Here is a 19231-nt window from a genome sequence, read left to right as displayed (position 1 = left end):
TGCCAGTCGGCCACATCACTGGGGAACACGCATGGAACCGCTCAACCTGCTGCCAAGAAGCTTCATGAACCTGCTGCGCGAAGACGCGGGCATGTCGTTCATGGAGTTCGCGCTCATCGGCTCCCTGGTGGTGGTCGTCTGCCTGCTGCTGCTGCTCGCCCTGCGGCGCAGCGCCTGAGGCTCGCACCATGCAGGAATTCAACGCTTTCCTTGATCTGCTGGCGATGCTGGCCTCGGACTTCCGCATGGGCGGGCTCTTCGTGCTGCTGGTGATGGCCGCGGTCAGCGACGCGCGCTTCTACCGCATTCCCAACTGGCTGACCTTCGGCGGCATGGTCTTCGCGGTCATCTACGGCACCTTTGCGGCGCGCACGCCGATGGTGGGCGCGCTCAATGCCATGGGCGGCCTGGGCACGGGCCTCGCGATCATGCTGCCGTTCTATGTGCTGGGGATCATGGGCGCGGGCGACGTCAAGCTGATGGCGATGGTCGGCGCCTTTCTCGGCCCCTACCAGACGCTGCAGGCCATCCTGTTCACCTGCATCGCGGGCGGCTTCGCGGCCGTGGCGGTGGCCATTCACCGGCGCCGCCTGGGCCACATGCTGTGCAACGTGAAGGATGCCGCACAGGGCATCGTCGTCGCGGGCATTGCAGGGGTGCGGCCGAGCGGAACGATCGACACGCGGCAATCCGTCGGAAAGCTGCCTTACGGCGTCTGCATTTGCGTGGGGACGATCGCACAGGTCCTCGCGCATCAGTTGGGCTTTGTCTAGCCCGTCCCATTCTTCATTTCATCCACGGCGGAGATTCGCATGAAAAACATCAAGGCGCTCGGGCTGCTTCTGCTGGCCCTCCTGACCGGCCTGGCGGCCGCGGTCTACGCGGCGGGCTGGGTCTCCCGACAGGGCGGGATCGCATCCAACAAGGTGGTGGTGGCCGCCGTCGACATCGAGCTGGGCAGCCGGGTCAACCCCCAGATGCTGTCGCTGGTCGACTGGCCGAGCGGCTCGCTGCCGGCGGGCTCGTTCAAGGACGCCAAGACACTCGAAGACCGCGTGGTCAAGGTCGGCGTGCTGCGCGGCGAGGCCATCCTGGAAGGCAAGCTCGCGCCGGTCGGCACCCAGGGCGGGCTCTCGGCGGTCATTGCCACCGGCAAGCGCGCCATGACCGTGCGCGTCAACGACGTGGTCGGCGTGGCGGGCTTCGCGCTGCCGGGCAACTACGTCGACGTGATGGTCAACGCGCAGCAGGACAAGAACCGTGGCGAGGAGGGCCGCCAGATCAGCAAGACAGTGCTTGAGAAGGTACTGGTGCTGGCTGTGGCGCAGGAGGCCAACCGCGACGAAACCAAGCCGAAGGTGGTCAGCGCCGTGACGCTGGAGCTGTCGCTCGAAGACTCCGAAAAGCTCGACCTGGCACGCAGCGTGGGAACCCTCTCGCTGGTGCTGCGCAACCAGATGGACAAGACCACGGTTGCTACCGCCGGAATCACCAAGGGCCAGTTGTTCGGCGAGAAGGAAATCCTGCCGATCTCCACCACCGTGGCTGCGCGGCCGGCCACCGCGCGAGTGCCGCGTACCGCCCCCGTGGCGCTGCGGCAATCCGAGTGCGTGGAAGTGATCCAGCACGCAGCCCGCACGCTCAACTGCTTCTGATCATCCCTCCAGGAGGAACCACAAGTGCAACATCTCTCTTCTTCATCCGCCGTGCTGTTGGCGGTACTCGCGACATTGGGGCTGCCCGCCATTGCCGCAGACGTAGCAGTTTCGGCGTCAGCTGCAGCTCCGGTGGCCGCCCAGGCGGCTGTCGCGCCCGCCGCACCCGCCACCCGGCGCTGCACCGCGATCATCCCGGACGACCAGCCGACCTACGCCGTGCTCGGCAAGTCGGTGGTCATTCCGCTGAAGGCACGCGTTGCGCGCATCGTGGTCAGCGGCCAGCCCCCGAGCCGCGCGCCGGCAGCCGCGGGGCAGCCGGCCCCCGCCCAGGCGGCGAACGCGGGCGACGGCATTGCCGACGTCGATGTCACGCTGCTGAGCCCGACCGACCTGTTCTTCCGCGGCCGCCAGGCGGGCTCGATGAACGTCGTGCTGCAGAGCGTTGACGGCACCTGCTACATCAAGGACGTCATCGTGACCATCGATCCGGGCGCGCTGCAGTCCAAGCTGGCCGAGCTGATGCCGGAAGAAACCCACATCCGCGTGCGCAGCGCCGAAAAATCCATCGTGCTCACCGGCGAGATCAGCGACGCGCTCAAGCTCGACGACGTGATGAGCCTGGCCATGGCCTATGGCGCTGACGGCAAGAAGGTGGTGAACCTGCTGCGCGTCACGGCGCCGCAGCAAGTCATGCTCGAAGTGAAGATTGCAGAGATCAGCAAGACCCTGCTGGACCGGCTGGGTGCGCGCGTCGGCTTGAGCCGCTCGGGCAACGGCGGCCGCGACAGCTACTCGCTGATCTCCAGCTTCCTCAGTGGAGGCGGCGGCCTGATCGAGGCGCTCAGGATCGGCCGCACGTCGATTGGCATCGACGGCCAGAAGGACGACGGCCTGGTGCGCATCCTGGCGGAGCCCAACATCATGGCCATCAGCGGCCAGCAGGCGAGCTTCTTGTCGGGCGGAAAGATCTTCATCCCGGTCGCGCAGAGCGCTGCGGGCGGTGGCGGAACGAACATCACGCTGGAAGAAAAGGAGTTCGGCATCGGGGTCAAGTTCACCCCGACTGTGCTCAACGGCGGACGCGTCAATCTCAAGATGGTTTCGGAGGTATCGGACCTGTCGCAGACCGGTTCGCCCTTTACCACCGTCTCCGGAGCCACCGCCGTGCTGCCATCGCTCACCGTGCGCCGCGCCGACACCACCGTGCAGCTCAACGACGGGCAGAGCTTTGTCATTGCGGGGCTCATCAAGAGCAATGTCACGGAAACCATCAAGCGCTATCCGGGATTGGGCGAAGTGCCGGTGATGGGGGCGTTATTCCGCAGCTCCGAGTTTCAGAACGACCAGACCGAGCTGATGTTCGTGATCACGCCGCGCCTGGTCCGGCCGCTGGCCGAGGCGCCCCGCGTTCCGACCGACAACCACGTCGTTCCCAGCCGTGCGGAGATGTACCTGAACGGCAGCCTCGAAAGCGCCACCCCGGCACCGGTTGCACCGGCCGGCCAACCCCAATGACATCCCCGAGGAGCACCACCATGTTCATCAAGTCGACCACTCTCGCGCTGACGCTGCTGCTGGGCACCGGATGCTCCCACGTCACGCCCAACTACGACGCGCGTTTTGGCGATGCGGTGCGCGACGCGAAACGGAAGATGACCATCAATCCCGATGCCGGCAAGGACGGGAACCCGGTGGTCGGCATGGACGGGCGCGCGGCGCGCGAGTCGATGGTGCAGTACCAGAAGTCCTACAAGGCGCCGCCGCCAGCGGTGAACGTCATCAACATCGGGGGCGGGATTGGTAGTGGAGACAACGGCGGTGGGGGTCGTTAGGCGGCCCTCGAACGATTCTTGAATTCGAACAGAAAGGAGTTGCCTCACAAAGATATAAGTCAATCAACCCAAGAACCAACGCAAGATTTTTTGTTCTCTTACTTCAATTTCAAAGGTGAAAAAATGAACCAACTCTCTGTCCGTGCCGGCAACTTCATGTCCTCGTTCGCCAAGAAAGAGGACGGCGCGCAAGTTATCGAGTACGCGCTCATCATCGCAGTCGTGTCGATTGCCCTCGTCATTGCACTGCAGGGCCTGACCACCGGAGGGTACTTCACAACCTTCATTGCACGCGTGGGCGCCTGCCTCTCGGGCAACATGGCCGTCTGCAATCCTTAAGCCCGGTAATCGCATTTACCGGAACGATGGCGGTGGCGGAGCCGGCTTATCCGTTGCCCGCCGCCCCTCTTCATATGACGGTCCAGCACAACGCGAGGTACTCACCATGTTCAAGATGTTCCGGCGGGATGAAAGCGGTGTCCGGATAGTGGAGTACGCGCTGGTCATTGCCGTGATCTCGATCCTGCTTATCGTCGCATTGCGGCCATTGGTAACGGACTTCGGCATCAGCGATCTTGTCGATCGCGTCCGCATCTGCCTCGGCAGTGTGGATTGCGGCTGAAGCGCCGGGTTTTTCCGAACCGACACACTGCACAGGAAGCCGATCATGAAAGTCCACACTTCCGGCCACCGCCAAAGCGGCGCGGTGATCATCACCGTCGCGCTGGTCCTGCTGTTCCTCCTCGGATTCATGGGCATTGCGCTGGACTTTGGCCGCCTCTTCATCGTGAAAACGGAGCTGCAGACCGCCCTGGACAGCTGTGCCCTGTCTGCCGCGCAGGAACTCGACGGCGCCAGCGATGCGTTGACGCGTGCCACCAGCGCAGGCAAGACCGCAGCCGATCTCAACAAGATCAATTTTCAAGGCGAGGCGACCGGCATCGCCCAGGCTGAGATCGTGTTCAGCGACTCGCTGATCGGCACCTACAGCCATACCTTCACGCCGGTCGCAAATGCCCGGTATGTCAAGTGCCTGCACACGAAGTCAGGCATCGCGCCTTGGCTCCTCCATGCCCTGAGCGCGTTCAGTGGAAACAGCACGTACGCGGCATCGCAGAGCGTGGCCGCTGTCGCCGTTGCCACCAGGGCGCCGTCACAGACCAATTGCCTTATTCCCGTTGGCGTCTGCCAGAAATCCGCCACGCCCAGCTGGGGGTTCGCGCGTGGTGAGTGGATCGAAGGTGTAGTCAATTCCAACGATGATGTGGAGGGTGGCCGTTTTCACTGGATAGATTTTTCCGGCAACGGCGGAGGCGCACGAGCAGTGAAGGATCTTCTGGCGAGCAGTGGGCAATGCGGCCTTCCTGGAACAGCAACAAACGTTAGCAAATCAGGCAAGACCAATGGCGCCGTCGAGGCCTGGAATACCCGCTTCGGTATCTATAAAGGCAGCTACAAAGCTAGCGAATCGATACCTGATCTGACGGGCTACGCCTGGTATTCCAATGGTAGTAGCGGGGACCTCCCGAAGCCTGGCAGATATGACGATTCAAGTGCCAGCGGATTTACTGCCAAGCGCAATGCCTATGCGCCATATCAAGGGGATGGCACGCCCCCGGACGCCACAAACCTCAAAGTCAAAGGGGATCCTGCGTCCACTGACTACACCAAGGGAGCCAATCGACGTGTTGTGACGACCGCAGTCGTGGAGTGTCCATCAGTCAATCAAATCAAAGGATTTGCTTGTATGTTGATGCTGCATCCATTGGAGAAGAACGCGAGCGGAAAGGCGGGACCAAAGATGTGGCTGGAATTCATCGGCGACGCTGGGTCCCCCGGCAGCCCCTGCGCTACCGCTGGTTTGGCCGGCGGCGTAAGCGGGCCCAAGGTCCCGACGCTCGTTCAGTAGGAGGTGGTATGCAAAAAAAGCAGAACGGCGTGGCCCTGGTCGAATTTGCCCTGATCCTTCCATTGCTGCTCATCCTGACGTTCATCACGACCGAGTTCGGGCGGGCGCTGTATCAGTACAACACCATCGCGAAATCGCTGCGCGACGCCTCCCGTTATCTGTCCACCCAGGACCCGTCGATCGCAACCACGGATCCCGCCAAAATCACGACTGCCAAGAACCTGGTGGTCTTTGGCAACCCGGCCGGCGGCGTCTCGCCATTGGTCCTGGGCCTCAGCATTTCTCAAGTCCCCAATCCAACCTGGCAATTCAAGGGCAGCGCCCCGGCCATCAATACCGTGACCATCAAGGTCACGGGATACAAGTTCCGCCCGCTCATCACCGGGGTTTTCGGGCTCACCTTCGGCGATGCGAACGGAGACATCCCGTTCGGGGATATCAGCGCCACCATGCGAGGTCAATCATGAATCGAACAAAGCAGGTCGGTGCGACCACGGTGGAGTTCGCGCTGGTCCTGATGCTCTTTCTGACCTTCCTACTGGGCATCATGGATTTCGCGCGCATGTTGTGGACGTGGAATGCGGCTGCCGAAGCGACGCGCTGGGGGGCTCGCGCAGCCGTCGTATGCGACCGAGACGCCACTGTCGTGCTTTCCAACATGCAGAAGTTCCTGCCTCAATTGACGGCAGCCAACGTCAGCATCGATTGGTACGACGCGGCAGGCAGCGTCAGCACGACCTGTACCGCCGCCAATTGCAGCGGCGTGAATGTCCGCATCCTCGATCTGGATTACCAGTGGATCTCGCCCATCGGATTCGGAACGCATGCCCCGATCCCGATGCCGAGTTTTTCCACTTACCTGCCGCGCGAAATCATGGGGCAGGACCCGAACAGCAGCGCCATCTGCTCCTAATCTGCACCTAACCCTGAGCCACATCACCATGAAAATCTCCATCATCTCCCCCAATCCCGCCCACCTGCAGGACATGCGCAAGGTGCTGGAGACCCGCTCCCATGTGGTCTCGGCCTTCGAAGGAGGCAAGAGCCGCATGCAGTGGGTGGTCGAGCAATCGGCGCCCGAACTGCTGCTGGTGGACGGCATGTGCTGCGACCCCCAGGAGCTGGCAATGGTGGAGCAGCTCACGATGCGCCATCCCGCCATTGCGGTGGTGCTGCTGTGCGCCATGCAGACGCCCGAGTTCCTGATTCTTGCCATGCGCTCTGGCGTGCGCGAAGTGCTGCCTTCGCCGCCCGAACCGACGGCGCTCGAGGCGGCCGTGGAGCGCATTGCCCTCAAGATGGCCAGTACCCAGGCGCGCGAGCCGGGCCAGGTGGTCGCGTTCATGCCGTGCAAGGGTGGCAGCGGCGCCACCTTTCTTGCAACCAACATCGGGCATCAGCTCTCGATGCGGCGCTCGGTGCTGCTGATCGACCTGAACCTGCAGTTCGGCGATGCGCTGTCCTATGTGAGCGACCTGCGGCCCACCTCCACGGTGGCCGACGTGGCGCGCGACATCGGTCGGCTCGACGCTTCGCTGCTCGCCGCGAGCACGGTGAAGGTGGCGCCGGGCTTCAGCATCCTTGCAGCGCCCGAAGATCTTTCGCGCGCGCTGGAGGTCAAGGCCGAGCACATCGATGCGATCCTGCAGGTGGCCGCGGCGCAGTACGACTTCGTGCTGTTCGACCTGGGCCTGCGCATCGATCCGCTTGCCATCCGCGTGCTGGACCGCGCGGACCGGATCTTTCCGGTGCTCCAGCCGAGCTTGCCGCACATCCGCAACGTGACGCGCCTGATGCAGGTGTTCAAGTCGCTCGGCTACCAGGCCGGCAAGGTCGAGCTGCTGGTCAACCGCAGCGCCGGCGGCACGGAGATCGGCTTGTCCGACATGCGCCGTTCGCTGGGCGGGGCCACCTTGGTCAGCGTGCCCGACGGCGGCAAAGACGTGGACGCCTCGATCAACCGCGGCGTGCCGCTGGCGGAGATGTCGCGCGGCAGCGCGCTCTGCAAGCGGCTCGAGGAAATATCCCACACGCTCAGTCCGCGCCCGAAGGAAGCGCCAGGCTTCATCGGCCGGCTCTTCCGCCGCGCTTGACGCCCGCGTTGCGCCATCACGAACTTTTTCCTCCAACAGCAAGGCAGGTCCACATGTCATTCCGAGAACAGCTCAATGCGATTGAAGCCGCGCCGGTGGCACGCGCGCCGGCGCCGCCCCCGGCCGATGGGGTGCTCTTATCCTTCGCCTCCGATGCCTACAAGCTCCTGAAGGAGCGAATGCACCTGAAGCTGCTGGACCGGTTCGACCTTGCGGTGCTCGAAACCCTGAAGCCCGAGGTGCTGCGCCAGGAGATCTCCACGATGGTCACGCGGCTGCTGCAGGAAGAGCCCGAGGCGCTGAACGACATCGAGCGGCGCACGCTGATCCGCGACATCCAGCACGAGATGCTCGGCTTCGGCCCGATCGAGCTGCTGATGGCCGACCCGACGGTGTCGGACATCCTGGTCAACTCGCATGACCGGGTCTACGTGGAGCGCAGGGGCCGGCTGGAGCTGACCGATGTGAGCTTCACCGACGAGAAGCACCTGCTGCGCATCATCGACAAGATCGTCTCGCTGGTGGGACGGCGCATCGACGAATCGAGCCCCATGGTCGATGCGCGGCTGCCGGACGGGTCGCGCGTCAATGCGGTGGTCGCGCCGGTGGCGCTGGACGGCCCGATGATGTCGATTCGCCGATTCGCGAAGATCCCGCTGAAGATGGAGAACCTGGTGAACGACCTGAAGACGCTGACGCCGCAGATGGGGCTGATGCTCGAAGGGCTGGCCAGCGCGAAGATCAACATGTTGATCTCCGGCGGCACCGGCGCCGGCAAGACGACGCTGCTGAACATTCTCTCGGGCTTCATTCCCGCCACCGAACGCATCATCACCATCGAAGACGCGGCCGAGCTCCAGCTGCAGCAGCCACATGTGGCCCGCATGGAAACCCGGCCGATGAACATCGAAGGCAAGGGCGAGATCACGCAGCGCGCGCTGGTGCGCAACGCACTGCGCATGCGGCCCGATCGCATCGTGATTGGCGAGGTGCGTGGCGCCGAGGCGGTCGACATGCTGCAGGCCATGAACACCGGCCACGAAGGCTCGCTGACCACCATCCATGCCAACAGCCCGCGCGATGCGCTGGCGCGGCTGGAGAACATGATCAGCATGGCCAACCTGAACCTTCCGCATCACTCGGTGCGCCAGCAGATTGCCTCGGCGATCACGGTGGTGATCCAGGTGCTGCGCCTGGTCGACGGCCGGCGCAAGGTCACCAGTATCCAGGAGATCACCGGCATGGAAGGCGAGGTGGTCACGATGCAGGAGATCTTCGCGTTCCGTCAGACCGGCATGGGCCCGGACGGCCGGGTGCGTGGCTACTTTCATGCCACCGGCGTGCGGCCGAAATTCGTCGAGCGCCTGCAGTCTTTCGGCGTGGTGCTGCCCGACGCCATGTTCGATCCCGACAAGCACTACGAGTAGGAGGCCCCCATGTTCCAGAACCTGATTGGCGACACGCTCATCACGCTGTCCGTGCTGGTCTTCGTGACGGTGCTGATGGTGATCGAGGGCCTCTACATGCTGTGGCGTTCCTACAGGGGCCCTGGGGTGAAGAAGATCGGCAAGCGGCTGCAGGCGCTGTCGGCGGCCACCGACCGCATCGCGCAGGCGCGGCTCGTGAAGGACCGCGTGCTCAGCGAGGCGCCGTGGATGCAGCGCGTTCTTCTGAAGCTTCCGCGGGCCCACCGACTGGACCGCTTCATTCTCCAGGCGGGACAGGAGTGGACCGTGTCCCATGTGCTGCTCGCCTGCGCGCTGTGCGGCATGCTTGTTTTCTTTGCAATGGCGTCGCTCGCGAACCAGCCTGCTTGGATTGCCCTGCTGGTGGGCGCCGCCGGCGCGGCGGTGCCGCTGCTCTACCTGGACCACCGGCGCAGGCGCCGCCTGGCACGTCTCGAAAGGCAGCTGCCGGACGCACTCGACCTGGTGACGCGCGCCCTGCGCGCGGGCCACTCGTTCGCGAGCAGCGTGCAGATGATCGGCGAGGAAATGTCTGAGCCCATTGCGGGCGAGTTCCGCATGGTGGCCGACGAAGTCGGCTTCGGGGTTTCGCTGCAGCAGGCGCTCACGAACATGAGCGAACGCGTGCCGCTCACCGACATGCGCTACTTCGTGGTGTCGGTGCTGATCCAGCGCGACTCCGGTGGCAACCTGACCGAAGTGCTCGGCAACCTGAGCCGGCTCATCCGCGACCGCCTCAAGCTGCTGGCGCGGGTGCGGGTGCTGTCGGCGGAGGGGCGCCTGTCGGCCTGGATCCTCGGACTGATGCCCTTTGCGCTGGCGGCGCTGATGAACGCCTTCAACCCGCAGTTTATGTCGCCGCTGTGGACCGACCCGATAGGCATCACCGTCATCAAGTACATGCTCGGCCTGATGGTGGTCGGCGTGCTGATTCTGTGCAAGATCGTCAAGATCCGTGTCTGAAGGAGAAATGTCATGCTGTTCCCGATTCTCGTCTTCGTGGCCGTCTCGCTCGCCGTCAGCGGGTTTGCGGTCTGGATGCTGCCCTCGCGCACCGCGCAGCGCCTGCGGGCGGTGGCGCCTGCGAGCAAGTCCGCCTGGACTGAAACCGCGGTCAAGATCGTCGGGCCCTTCGCACAACTGTCTTCGCCCACCGGTGAAGGCGAGGCCTCGCCGCTGCGATTGAAATTCCTGAGCGCGGGCGTCCGCCACCCAGATGCGAGCCTCTTCTATTTCGGCCTGAAGACGCTGCTGCCGCTCGGCCTCGCCGGCTTGGCCTTTGTGGCGATGCGCGCGGCAGGAGCGAACAACGGGCTCACCACCCTGCTGTGGCTGGCAATGGCTGCGCTGCTTGGCTGCTATCTGCCCAACATCGTGCTGCGCGTGATGATCAAGGGGCGCCAGCGCGAGATCTTCGAGAACTTTCCCGATGCGGCGGATCTGATGCTGGTCTGCGTCGAGGCGGGCCTGGGACTCGATGCCGCGCTGGTCAAGGTCACCGAGGAGATCCGCGTCAAGAGCGAGGCCCTGGCGCAGGAGCTGCACTGGACCAACCTGGAGATGCGCGCAGGCGGCACGCGCGAGAAGTCGCTGCGCAACCTGGCGCTGCGCACCGGTGTGGAAGAGATCGGAACTTTCGCCACCATGCTGACCCAGGCCGACCGGTTCGGCACCAGCATCGGCGAATCGTTGCGCGTGTTCTCGGACGACCTGCGCCACAAGCGCCAGGTTCGCGCGGAAGAACTGGCCGCCAAGGTGCCGACCAAGATGCTGCTGCCGCTGGTGCTCTGCATCTTCCCGTGCATCTCGATGGTCATCCTGACGCCGGCGATCATCCGCATGGTCCGCACCATCGCGCCGATGCTCGTCGGAGGGCACTGAGAATTTATCCGTAAATAATGTTAATCGTCAGCGGCACCTTGCGGAACGCGATGATCGCTGCGGTGATGGGTTGAGCGCGAGGAAGCTGCGGTGGAGTTTTTCGTGTCGCACGAGCAACTTGCGAAAGCGGTTGAACCAGCTGTGGCAGACCTCGACCACCCATCGCCGCGCCCTCTTGGTCGAATCGCGCCGCTTGGCGTCAGCTTCCTCGCGGCGCTCCACCACATGGGCAATGTAGCCATGCGACTCGATGATCTCCATGCACGACGACCTCGATAACCGGCATCCGCACACAGATGCTTGCTGCGACGAATGCTCGGCGTCTTGCGCTTGACCATGACGGCTTGCAGCACTGCGTCGAGTTGCGTAACGTCATGCTGATTGGCCCCGCTCACGACGAGCGACAACGGGACGCCACGCCCGTCCACCAACAGATGACGCTTGCTCCCTTTTTTTCCCGATCCGTCGGGTTGGGGCCGACGGAGTCTTGCGCCAGCGGCGCTTTGAACATGGCGCCGTCGATGCTCTGCCATCGCCAAGCGATTCCTTGCATCTGATCGTACTCGGCCAGCCCTGCTCTCCAGATAGCCTCGAACACGCCTGCCTTCTCCCATTCAAGAAATCGCTTGTGCACTGCACTGGCGCTGCCAAAGCGCTCTTTCGAGAGGGCCTTCCATTGGCAGCCGGTGCGCAGCACGTACCCGACAGAACACCTGTCGCGCTGGCTTGGGTGGCCGTCCTGCCCCGGGCTTTCGCACGTACTCCTTGCTTGCAACGCGCTCGCGCACGGGAATCAACGGCTCGACGCGCTGCCAGAAATCATCGCTCACCGCCCATGAATCAACTCGCTTGCGTGCTGCCATGCCTTCGTCCCATCGCCGCGTGAGATGCGGCTCGGGACAAGAGTTTTACTATTTACGGATAACTTCTGAGCCCCGGCGCCCGCGCTCAATGGGGCGCGGTGTCGAGCTTGTGCTTGATGGCGTAGATGTAGAGCTCGAGCCGGTTCGCCACGTCGAGCTTCTGGTAGATCGATGTGAGGTGATTGCGGAAGGTGTGCTCGGTCACGAACAGCCGCGAGGCAAGCGTCTTGTTCGCGGCCCCGCTGCCTTCCACCACGGCGCGGATGATCTGCCGCTCCTTCTGCGTCAGGCTCGCGATCTTGGCTGCTTCGGGGTCGGCCTTCGCCGGCTTCTTCGGCGAGGTCAGTTCGGAGAACACGCGGCCCATGGCCTGCGCGTCGATGCACAGTTCGCCCTTGTGGACGCGCGCTATCGCATCGAGCACCTGCTCGGCAGAAGCATCCTTGCCCAGCACGCCCCTGGCACCGCGCAGCACCGCAAGATCCAGCGTTTGCTGGCTGCGTTCAGCCGTGAGGATGAGCGCGCGCGAGACCTCGTTCGACAGCAGCTTCGGAAGAATGTCGAGCGAGCATCGGCCGCCGAGGTCGAGGTCGAGGAGGATCACATCGGGAACGAGGTGCTCGGTCTGCTCCAGGGCCTGCTCGCAGCAGTTGGCCGTGGCAACCACCTTCATGCGCGGCTGTTCGCCATCGATCAGTTTCGACAGGCCCCACAGCATGGTCTGGTGATCGTCTACGAGCATGACACCGATGGGATGCGTTGCGGATTGCATGTTTGACACCTTCGTCTTCTTCAGATGGGTATTTCGATCAGGACCGCCGTTGCGCCGCCTGCGCCTTGGCCGACCTGCACTTCCCCCCCCAGGGCGGCCGCGCGTTCGCTGATGGAGCGCGGGCGGAAATCCGAGAAGTCAGCGCCACAGGCCTCGTTCTCGATCCGGATCTGCAGCCTGCCATCCGTGCAGCCGATGTGGATGCAGCCTTGATGGGCATGTGTGTGCTTGCAGATGTTGTTCAGTCCTTCGCGCACCAGCTGGAGCACTTCGGTGGTCATACGGTCGTCCAGGTGCACGTCGCCGTCGACCAGGATGCTCATGTCGATGCCGTAGAGCGTCTTGATGCGCGCAGCCTGGCGGTGCAGGTGCGGAAGAATGAATTCGCAGTGGCTTTCCCCGCCGTGCTTCACGACGCCCGCATAGTGGCGCAGGTCGGCCACCACGCTCTCGGCCATGCTGGCCAGCTTGTCCAGGTCATCGACCAGCGGATTGTCGGCCGCCGCTTTCTTGCGCAGCGCGCTCAGCCCCAGCTTCAGGCCGATATAGGGCTGGATCGCGGTGTCGTGCAGATCCAGCGAGAGCTTCAGGCGCTCCTTCGAGGCGGCCTCCGATGCCATCCGGTCGAGCACCCCGATCGTCTCGATCACCGGAAAGACCTGGCCCATCATGTGGGCCAGGAACAGCGCATCGGATTTGCGGAACAGCCCCTCGCTGGAAGACACGTAGATTCGCCCCTCTCCCTGGCGCATCGGCAACGGTGCGCTGATGAAGGAGCGCGCCTCCAGCATGGCGGTAACCGCTGCACTGCGCCGCAGGCCGGGCTCGTCCTGTGCGCGCCACTGGCGCAAGCGAAGGTCGAAGGCATGGCCCTGCGCGCACAGCCGGCTCAATGGCCAGGGCAGGCGGCTGCGCAGCACGATGTCCCCGGCCTTCAGTGCCATCAGCGGCAATTCGAAGGCATGGCCGATCGTCTCGACGTCGACCGCCTCGCCCGCATGGCCTTGCTTGAGCGTGCGCATGACCCAGCTGCTGGTTGCCGTGTCGCGCGTCAGAAGAACGCAGTGGCTTGCCTTGTAGAAGGCCAGCGTCTTCTCCATGGTGCTGGCGATCGTGCGGGCAACGCCGAACCTGGGGTTCGACAGCTGGCTCACTTGGCTCAGGAGCGAAAGACGCCGCCGCAGCTCGACTTTCGATCCGCCCCAGTGTCCGATCATGTGCCCCAGCGCCAGCAGGAAGGTGGTGCGCATCAGCAACTGCGGCGTATCGCTTCCGATGCCCGTGCCCAGGCCGCACAAGGCCAAAGAGGCTACCGAGGCCATGGTTACCCGTGCGCCTTCCTCGTATCCCCAGCGAAAGGAAGAGGTGAGGATGGCGAAGAAGTAGAAGAGGAAATAAAGGCTTCCGGTGCCGCCGGTCGCGAAGACGATCTGCGTGAACCACAGCACGTCGAACCAATGGATGGCCTTGCCCTGGAAGTAGGGCTGGCCCTTTCGCGTGCAGATGTACACGCCAAGGCTGTAGATCGCGTAGCAGGAAAACGTTAGCCAGACGGCGCTGCCTATGCGCTGTTGGGGGTCGCGAAGGTCAACCGCAACCGCCAGCAGCGCCGACACCGAGAGCACCAGCCGCATCCGCGACACCATGAGCGCATCGGCGGTGAGGCTGGAGTCGGTCCCGCAATCGGGGTCGATGGAGTGGGCTTGCATGGGGCTTTTTTTTCGAGTGCATAAAGCGGCTCATGCCCTGCCAGCCCACCACGACAAGGCGCCCATGCTCCTGGGAGGGAAGCTCTGAGAAGTAACACCTTGGTTCACTTTTTGCGCCAAAATTAATATCTGCGAGGATTTCACATTACTACTTTTGTAGTCGAAAGCAATACTTTTCGGTTAACCCCGCTTGCAATGTGTACTTTTGTTACTGAATGATGCAAATTGAGGCTGCCCGCTAGCGGATGTATCGCCGGGCCCGAAAGTGCCCAGGGGCCGGGCAAAGAAAAAGGGCTCGGAAAAATCCGAGCCCTTTGAATGGGTTGGTGGAGAGGATGAGGATCGAACTCACGACCTCCGCATTGCGAACGCGGCGCTCTCCCAGCTGAGCTACCCCCCCAACGCAAGCCGGATTTTAACCAGAACACGCCCGGAAGCGCATGGCCCGCATGCCAAGATGCGCGCTTCGAAAAAGAAGGAAAGCACAACCCGCATGGCCTCGTACGAACCCGCCTGGCTGGAAGGCATGTACAACAATCTTGCGCGCGTGAAGGATCACCCGGCGTACTTCGCCCGCTGGGGCCGCGACTCGCAAGCCGTACGCGAAACCTTGCCCGGCCGGATCGACGTGCCCTATGGCCGGGGCGTGAACGAGACGCTCGACATCTTTCCGGCACCCGTACCCGGCGCACCGGTGCTGGTGTTCATTCACGGCGGCTATTGGCGTGCGATGGACAAGCGGGACCATTCGTTCATTGCGCCCGCGTTCAACGACCGCGGCGTGTGCGTGGTGATGCCCAACTACGCACTGTGCCCCGGAACGGCGGAGGAACCCGTCACCGTGCCGGGCATCGTCATGCAGATGGTGCGCGCGCTCGAGTGGACCTGGCGCCATGCCGCGAGCTTTGGCGCGGACCCCTCGCGCATCACCGTGGCCGGGCATTCGGCCGGCGGCCACATGGCGGCCGCGCTGCTGGCCTGCAACTGGAAGGCGGTCGCTCCCGGCCTGCCCGCGCAACTGGTGCGCAATGCGCTGTCGATCTCGGGCCTCTACGACCTTCGGCCGCTGCAGCGCACGCCGTTCCTGGAGCAGGTCCTGAAGCTCGGCGATGCGGATGCGCTGCGCGCCAGCCCGGCGCTCTGGCCCGCGCCGGCGCGCGGCCAGCTGCATGCGCTGGTGGGCAGCGACGAAAGCGAGGAGTTCATCCGCCAGAACGCGCTGATCCGCGAGGCATGGGGCCGCAACACCGTGCCCGTGTGCGAATCGCTGCCGGGGCTGAACCATTTCAGCATCGTCGATGCACTGGCGGACCCGGCCCACAGGCTGCACCACCACGCGGTGCAGCTCCTGGAGGCCTGATCCGGCCGGGCCGGAGCAGGGCTCTTACATCAACAGGTGCTCGCCCGCGTTATCGCCGCCGAGCGTGACGTAGTTGACCTTGCGGATGTCCATCAGCGTGCGGCCGCCCGCGTAGCTGATGGAGCTCTGCACGTCCTGCTCCATCTCGATCAGCGTGTCGGCCAGACGGCCCTTGATGGGCTCGAGGATGCGCTTGCCTTCGACGTGCTTGTACTCACCCTTGTTGAAGTCGCTGGCCGAGCCGTAGTACTCCTTGAAGAGCGCGCCGTCGACCTCCACGGTCCGGCCAGGCGACTCCTCGTGCCCCGCGAAGAGCGAGCCGATCATCACCATCGAGGCGCCGAAGCGCACGCTCTTGGCAATGTCGCCATGGTCGCGAATGCCGCCGTCCGCGATGATCGGCTTGGTGGCCACGCGCGCACACCACTTGAGCGCGCTGAGCTGCCAGCCGCCGGTGCCGAAACCGGTCTTGAGCTTGGTGATGCAGACCTTGCCCGGGCCGATGCCGACCTTGGTGGCGTCGGCGCCCCAATTCTCCAGGTCGATGATGGCTTCGGGCGTGCCCACGTTGCCGGCGATCACGAAGGCGCCCGGCAGCTTCTGCTTCAGGTAGCCGATCATGTTCTTCACGCTGTCGGCATGGCCGTGCGCGATGTCGATGGTGATGTACTCGGGCACCAGGCCCTTCGCCACCAGCTGGTCGACGGTGTCGTAGTCGGGCTTCTTCACGCCCAGCGAGATCGAGGCGAACACGCCCTTGCCATGCATCTGCTGGACGAACTTCACGTTGTCGAGGTCGAAGCGGTGCATCACGTAGAAGTAGCCGTTCTGCGCCAGCCACAGGCAGATCGGCTCGTCGACCACCGTCTTCATGTTGGCGGGCACCACCGGCAGGCGGAAAGTGCGTGCGCCGAGCGTCACGCTGGCGTCGCACTCCGAGCGGCTTTCCACGCGGCATTTGCGCGGCAGCAGAAGGATGTTGTCGTAATCGAATATTTGCATGACCAGGCTCCTGAAAGGAATCGTTGAGAACGAATGAGCGCTTGGTCCGGCCGGTCTTTGCGGCGCCTTTCTGAAGAAAAGACGGGCACAAAAAACCGGGCGCAAGAATCTTGGGCCCGGTGATTGATTTTACGCAGTCCCGCAGCGGCGGGTCTTCCGGTTCTTCGTATAACCCGCATACGCGTTGGTTTCTACAATCGACCCATATGTTGTTCAACGAACCTGCGGCTGATGCCAACCCCCCGGAACTGCCGCTGCTGCAGAACCTCAACCCGGAGCAGCGCGCCGCGGTCACCCTGCCTGCGGGCAATGCCCTGATCCTTGCCGGCGCCGGCTCGGGCAAGACGCGGGTGCTCACCACCCGCATCGCCTGGCTCTTGCAGACCGGGCAGGTGTCCGCCGGCGGCATCCTGGCCGTGACCTTCACCAACAAGGCCGCCAAGGAAATGATGACGCGGCTGACGGCGATCCTGCCCGTCAACGTGCGGGGCATGTGGATCGGCACCTTCCACGGCCTGTGCAACCGCCTGCTGCGCGCGCACTGGAAGCTGGCCAACCTGCCGTCCACCTTCCAGATCCTCGACACGCAAGACCAGCTATCGGCCATCAAGCGCCTGATGAAGCAGTTCAACGTCGACGACGAACGCTTTCCGGCCAAGCAGACCCAGTGGTTCATTGCCGGCGCGAAGGAAGACGGCCTGCGTCCGAAAGACGTGGAGATCCGCAGCGACGACGACCGCAAGAAGGTCGAGCTCTACCAGCTCTACGAAGAGCAGTGCCAGCGCGAAGGCGTGGTCGATTTCGGCGAGCTCATGCTGCGCAGCTATGAGCTGCTGCGCGACAACGACCCGGTGCGCGAGCACTACCAGCGGCGCTTCCGCCACATCCTGATCGACGAGTTCCAGGACACCAATCGCCTGCAGTACGCGTGGATCAAGATGCTCGCGGGCAGCACCGTGGCAGGAGGCCAGTTCGTGCCGGGCCAGAACAGCGTGATTGCGGTGGGCGACGACGACCAGAGCATCTACGCCTTTCGCGGCGCGCGCGTGGGCAACATGGCCGACTTCGTGCGCGAGTTCGATGTGCAGCACCAGATCAAGCTGGAGCAGAACTACCGCAGCTACAGCAACATCCTCGATTCGGCCAACGAGCTCATCAGCCACAACAAGAAGCGCCTGGGCAAGAACCTGCGCACCGACCAGGGCCCCGGCGAGCCGGTGCGCGTGTACGAGTCGCCCACCGACCTGGCCGAGGCGCAGTGGATGGTCGAGGAAATGCGCCAGCTCGTGCGCGACGGCTTCGACCGCAAGGAAATGGCCGTGCTCTACCGCAGCAATGCGCAGAGCCGGGTGATCGAAACGGCGCTGTTCAATGCCTCGGTGCCGTACCGCGTGTACGGCGGCCTGCGCTTCTTCGAGCGCGCCGAAATCAAGCATGCGCTGGCCTACCTGCGCCTGCTCGAGAACAAGGACGACGACACCAGTTTTCTGCGCGTGGTCAACTTTCCGCCGCGCGGCATCGGCGCGCGCACGCTGGAGCAGCTGCAGGACGCGGCGCGCACGGCAGGGCGCTCGCTGCATGACGCGGTCAGCGTCGTCGGCGGCAAGGCGGGTGCGAACCTCACGGGCTTCGTCGCCAAGATCGACGTGCTGCGCGAGCAGACGCAGGGCGCCAGCCTGCGCGAGATCATCGAGCTGGTGCTCGACCACAGCGGCCTGGTCGAACACTACAAGGCCGACCGCGAAGGCGCCGACCGGATCGAGAATCTGGAAGAACTGGTGAACGCGGCCGAGAGCTTCGTCACGCAGGAAGGCTTCGGCCGCGACGCGGTGGCACTGCCCATCGACGAACTGCGGCAGTCGCTGGCGAGCCAGGGTATCGACCCAAACCAGCCGCTCATCGACGAGCCGCTCGCGCCCGATGCCGAAACCGGCGAAACGCTGAGCCCGCTGGCCGCCTTCCTCACGCATGCGGCGCTCGAGTCGGGCGACAACCAGGCGCAGGCCGGACAGGACGCCGTTCAGCTCATGACCGTGCACGCCGCCAAGGGCCTGGAGTTCGACTGCGTGTTCATCACCGGCATGGAAGAGGGCCTGTTCCCGCACGAGAACTCGATGAGCGACTTCGAAAGCCTCGAGGAAGAGCGCCGCCTGATGTACGTGGCGATCACGCGCGCGCGCAAGCGCCTGTACCTGAGCCATTCGCAAACGCGCATGCTCCATGGCCAGACGCGCTACAACGTGAAGAGCCGCTTCTTCGAAGAGCTGCCCGAAGGCGCGCTCAAATGGCTCACGCCGAAGAACCAGTCCTTCACGCCCTCGGCTTTCGGCTACGGCGGCGGCTATGCGAGCACGCGCGGCGGCAGCGGAAGCTACGGCGGTGGCGGCAGCTATGGGGGCAGCAAGGACACCTTCGCGAGCCCGCCGGTGCCGCCGCAGAAGACCGCGCCCTCGCACGGCCTGCGCTCGGGCATGCAGGTGTTCCACAACAAGTTCGGCGAAGGCACGGTGCTGTCGCTCGAAGGCACGGGCGACGACGCGCGGGCGCAGGTCAAGTTTGCGCGGCATGGCGTGAAGTGGCTCGCGCTGTCGGTGGCCAAGCTCACGCCGGTGTGAGCGGGGTCCAGGTTGCTATTAAACAAATAGCTGAGGTCGCAATAACCACGGGCGTTTCGAGCGGTTTTTAA

19 protein-coding genes, 1 tRNA gene and 1 pseudogene are annotated in these 19231 nt (G+C 64.0%); 16 read left to right on the top strand and 5 right to left on the bottom strand.

Translation table 11 applies throughout. The features are described 5' to 3' along the window. Positions 1 to 31 precede the first annotated feature (31 nt). The 14 genes from QFZ47_RS05545 to QFZ47_RS05480 all read left to right on the top strand — a co-directional run bounded on the left by QFZ47_RS05545 (position 32) and on the right by QFZ47_RS05480 (position 10839). On the top strand, positions 32 to 178 hold the full coding sequence (locus QFZ47_RS05545; RefSeq protein WP_307654696.1) for a hypothetical protein: 147 nt from the start codon (positions 32 to 34) through the stop codon (positions 176 to 178). Positions 179 to 188: 10 nt separating this feature from the next. After that, entirely contained in the window at positions 189 to 773 is a 585-nt protein-coding gene (locus tag QFZ47_RS05540) for an A24 family peptidase (protein WP_307654695.1), read from the top strand. A gap of 39 nt (positions 774 to 812) precedes the next feature. Continuing rightward, positions 813 to 1655, top strand: a complete 843-nt coding sequence (gene cpaB / locus QFZ47_RS05535) for a Flp pilus assembly protein CpaB (RefSeq protein ID WP_307654694.1) — start codon at positions 813 to 815, stop codon at positions 1653 to 1655. Positions 1656 to 1679: 24 nt separating this feature from the next. Then, on the top strand, positions 1680 to 3173 hold the full coding sequence (locus QFZ47_RS05530) for a type II and III secretion system protein family protein (protein ID WP_307654693.1): 1494 nt from the start codon (positions 1680 to 1682) through the stop codon (positions 3171 to 3173). Between the two features lie 20 nt (positions 3174 to 3193). Next, the gene (locus QFZ47_RS05525; RefSeq protein ID WP_307654692.1) at positions 3194 to 3490 is read left to right on the top strand and encodes a hypothetical protein; all 297 of its coding nucleotides are present in this window, start codon (positions 3194 to 3196) and stop codon (positions 3488 to 3490) included. A gap of 123 nt (positions 3491 to 3613) precedes the next feature. Next, complete coding sequence (locus QFZ47_RS05520; RefSeq protein ID WP_307654691.1) at positions 3614 to 3829, top strand: Flp family type IVb pilin; 216 nt, start codon at positions 3614 to 3616, stop codon at positions 3827 to 3829. A 106-nt stretch (positions 3830 to 3935) separates the two neighbouring features. Then, on the top strand, positions 3936 to 4112 hold the full coding sequence (locus QFZ47_RS05515; RefSeq protein WP_307654690.1) for a Flp family type IVb pilin: 177 nt from the start codon (positions 3936 to 3938) through the stop codon (positions 4110 to 4112). Positions 4113 to 4157: 45 nt separating this feature from the next. Further along, positions 4158 to 5399: a pilus assembly protein TadG-related protein gene (locus QFZ47_RS05510; RefSeq protein ID WP_307654689.1), complete on the top strand. Its 1242-nt coding sequence runs from the start codon at positions 4158 to 4160 to the stop codon at positions 5397 to 5399. Positions 5400 to 5407: 8 nt separating this feature from the next. Further along, positions 5408 to 5866: a TadE/TadG family type IV pilus assembly protein gene (locus QFZ47_RS05505; protein ID WP_307654688.1), complete on the top strand. Its 459-nt coding sequence runs from the start codon at positions 5408 to 5410 to the stop codon at positions 5864 to 5866. Then, on the top strand, positions 5863 to 6312 hold the full coding sequence (locus QFZ47_RS05500; RefSeq protein ID WP_307654687.1) for a TadE family protein: 450 nt from the start codon (positions 5863 to 5865) through the stop codon (positions 6310 to 6312). The genes QFZ47_RS05505 and QFZ47_RS05500 overlap by 4 nt, the downstream gene beginning before the upstream one ends. Positions 6313 to 6340: 28 nt before the next feature. Beyond that, on the top strand, positions 6341 to 7492 hold the full coding sequence (locus QFZ47_RS05495) for a CpaE/TadZ family protein (RefSeq protein WP_307654686.1): 1152 nt from the start codon (positions 6341 to 6343) through the stop codon (positions 7490 to 7492). A gap of 53 nt (positions 7493 to 7545) precedes the next feature. Beyond that, positions 7546 to 8919, top strand: a complete 1374-nt coding sequence (locus QFZ47_RS05490) for a TadA family conjugal transfer-associated ATPase (RefSeq protein ID WP_307654685.1) — start codon at positions 7546 to 7548, stop codon at positions 8917 to 8919. A gap of 9 nt (positions 8920 to 8928) precedes the next feature. After that, complete coding sequence (locus QFZ47_RS05485) at positions 8929 to 9921, top strand: type II secretion system F family protein (protein ID WP_307654684.1); 993 nt, start codon at positions 8929 to 8931, stop codon at positions 9919 to 9921. 12 nt (positions 9922 to 9933) lie between these two features. Further along, on the top strand, positions 9934 to 10839 hold the full coding sequence (locus tag QFZ47_RS05480; protein WP_307654683.1) for a type II secretion system F family protein: 906 nt from the start codon (positions 9934 to 9936) through the stop codon (positions 10837 to 10839). Between the two features lie 4 nt (positions 10840 to 10843). Here the strand turns inward: QFZ47_RS05480 and QFZ47_RS05475 are convergent. The 4 genes and pseudogenes from QFZ47_RS05475 to QFZ47_RS05460 form a co-directional block, all read right to left on the bottom strand. Beyond that, a pseudogene (locus tag QFZ47_RS05475) lies at positions 10844 to 11702 on the bottom strand (IS5 family transposase). Between the two features lie 85 nt (positions 11703 to 11787). Beyond that, entirely contained in the window at positions 11788 to 12474 is a 687-nt protein-coding gene (locus QFZ47_RS05470) for a response regulator (protein WP_307654682.1), read from the bottom strand. A 20-nt stretch (positions 12475 to 12494) separates the two neighbouring features. Next, positions 12495 to 14183: a sensor histidine kinase gene (locus QFZ47_RS05465; protein WP_307654681.1), complete on the bottom strand. Its 1689-nt coding sequence runs from the start codon at positions 14181 to 14183 to the stop codon at positions 12495 to 12497. A gap of 324 nt (positions 14184 to 14507) precedes the next feature. Further along, positions 14508 to 14583, bottom strand: a tRNA-Ala gene (locus tag QFZ47_RS05460). 93 nt (positions 14584 to 14676) lie between these two features. Between QFZ47_RS05460 and QFZ47_RS05455 the strand changes: the two genes are divergently transcribed. Next, positions 14677 to 15543, top strand: a complete 867-nt coding sequence (locus QFZ47_RS05455; protein ID WP_307654680.1) for an alpha/beta hydrolase — start codon at positions 14677 to 14679, stop codon at positions 15541 to 15543. Positions 15544 to 15567: 24 nt separating this feature from the next. Here QFZ47_RS05455 and QFZ47_RS05450 read toward each other — a convergent pair whose 3' ends face one another. Continuing rightward, on the bottom strand, positions 15568 to 16545 hold the full coding sequence (locus tag QFZ47_RS05450) for a GMP reductase (RefSeq protein WP_307654679.1): 978 nt from the start codon (positions 16543 to 16545) through the stop codon (positions 15568 to 15570). Between the two features lie 206 nt (positions 16546 to 16751). Between QFZ47_RS05450 and QFZ47_RS05445 the strand changes: the two genes are divergently transcribed. Next, positions 16752 to 19160, top strand: coding sequence for a UvrD-helicase domain-containing protein (locus QFZ47_RS05445; protein ID WP_307654678.1), 2409 nt, complete (start codon positions 16752 to 16754; stop codon positions 19158 to 19160). Positions 19161 to 19231 lie beyond the last annotated feature (71 nt).

It is taken from the genome of Variovorax paradoxus, assembly GCF_030815975.1.
Classification (GTDB): domain Bacteria; phylum Pseudomonadota; class Gammaproteobacteria; order Burkholderiales; family Burkholderiaceae_C; genus Variovorax; species Variovorax paradoxus_N.
This window is presented reverse-complemented; position numbering and strand designations above follow the sequence as displayed.

Coding starts and splice junctions, on each gene's coding strand:
- QFZ47_RS05545 (WP_307654696.1), top strand. CDS start 32: ATGGAACCGCTCAACCTGCTGCCAAGAAGCTTCATGAACCTGCTGCGC.
- QFZ47_RS05540 (WP_307654695.1), top strand. CDS start 189: ATGCAGGAATTCAACGCTTTCCTTGATCTGCTGGCGATGCTGGCCTCG.
- cpaB (WP_307654694.1), top strand. CDS start 813: ATGAAAAACATCAAGGCGCTCGGGCTGCTTCTGCTGGCCCTCCTGACC.
- QFZ47_RS05525 (WP_307654692.1), top strand. CDS start 3,194: ATGTTCATCAAGTCGACCACTCTCGCGCTGACGCTGCTGCTGGGCACC.
- QFZ47_RS05520 (WP_307654691.1), top strand. CDS start 3,614: ATGAACCAACTCTCTGTCCGTGCCGGCAACTTCATGTCCTCGTTCGCC.
- QFZ47_RS05515 (WP_307654690.1), top strand. CDS start 3,936: ATGTTCAAGATGTTCCGGCGGGATGAAAGCGGTGTCCGGATAGTGGAG.
- QFZ47_RS05510 (WP_307654689.1), top strand. CDS start 4,158: ATGAAAGTCCACACTTCCGGCCACCGCCAAAGCGGCGCGGTGATCATC.
- QFZ47_RS05505 (WP_307654688.1), top strand. CDS start 5,408: ATGCAAAAAAAGCAGAACGGCGTGGCCCTGGTCGAATTTGCCCTGATC.
- QFZ47_RS05500 (WP_307654687.1), top strand. CDS start 5,863: ATGAATCGAACAAAGCAGGTCGGTGCGACCACGGTGGAGTTCGCGCTG.
- QFZ47_RS05495 (WP_307654686.1), top strand. CDS start 6,341: ATGAAAATCTCCATCATCTCCCCCAATCCCGCCCACCTGCAGGACATG.
- QFZ47_RS05490 (WP_307654685.1), top strand. CDS start 7,546: ATGTCATTCCGAGAACAGCTCAATGCGATTGAAGCCGCGCCGGTGGCA.
- QFZ47_RS05485 (WP_307654684.1), top strand. CDS start 8,929: ATGTTCCAGAACCTGATTGGCGACACGCTCATCACGCTGTCCGTGCTG.
- QFZ47_RS05480 (WP_307654683.1), top strand. CDS start 9,934: ATGCTGTTCCCGATTCTCGTCTTCGTGGCCGTCTCGCTCGCCGTCAGC.
- QFZ47_RS05470 (WP_307654682.1), bottom strand. CDS start 12,474: ATGCAATCCGCAACGCATCCCATCGGTGTCATGCTCGTAGACGATCAC.
- QFZ47_RS05465 (WP_307654681.1), bottom strand. CDS start 14,183: ATGCAAGCCCACTCCATCGACCCCGATTGCGGGACCGACTCCAGCCTC.
- QFZ47_RS05455 (WP_307654680.1), top strand. CDS start 14,677: ATGGCCTCGTACGAACCCGCCTGGCTGGAAGGCATGTACAACAATCTT.
- QFZ47_RS05450 (WP_307654679.1), bottom strand. CDS start 16,545: ATGCAAATATTCGATTACGACAACATCCTTCTGCTGCCGCGCAAATGC.
- QFZ47_RS05445 (WP_307654678.1), top strand. CDS start 16,752: ATGTTGTTCAACGAACCTGCGGCTGATGCCAACCCCCCGGAACTGCCG.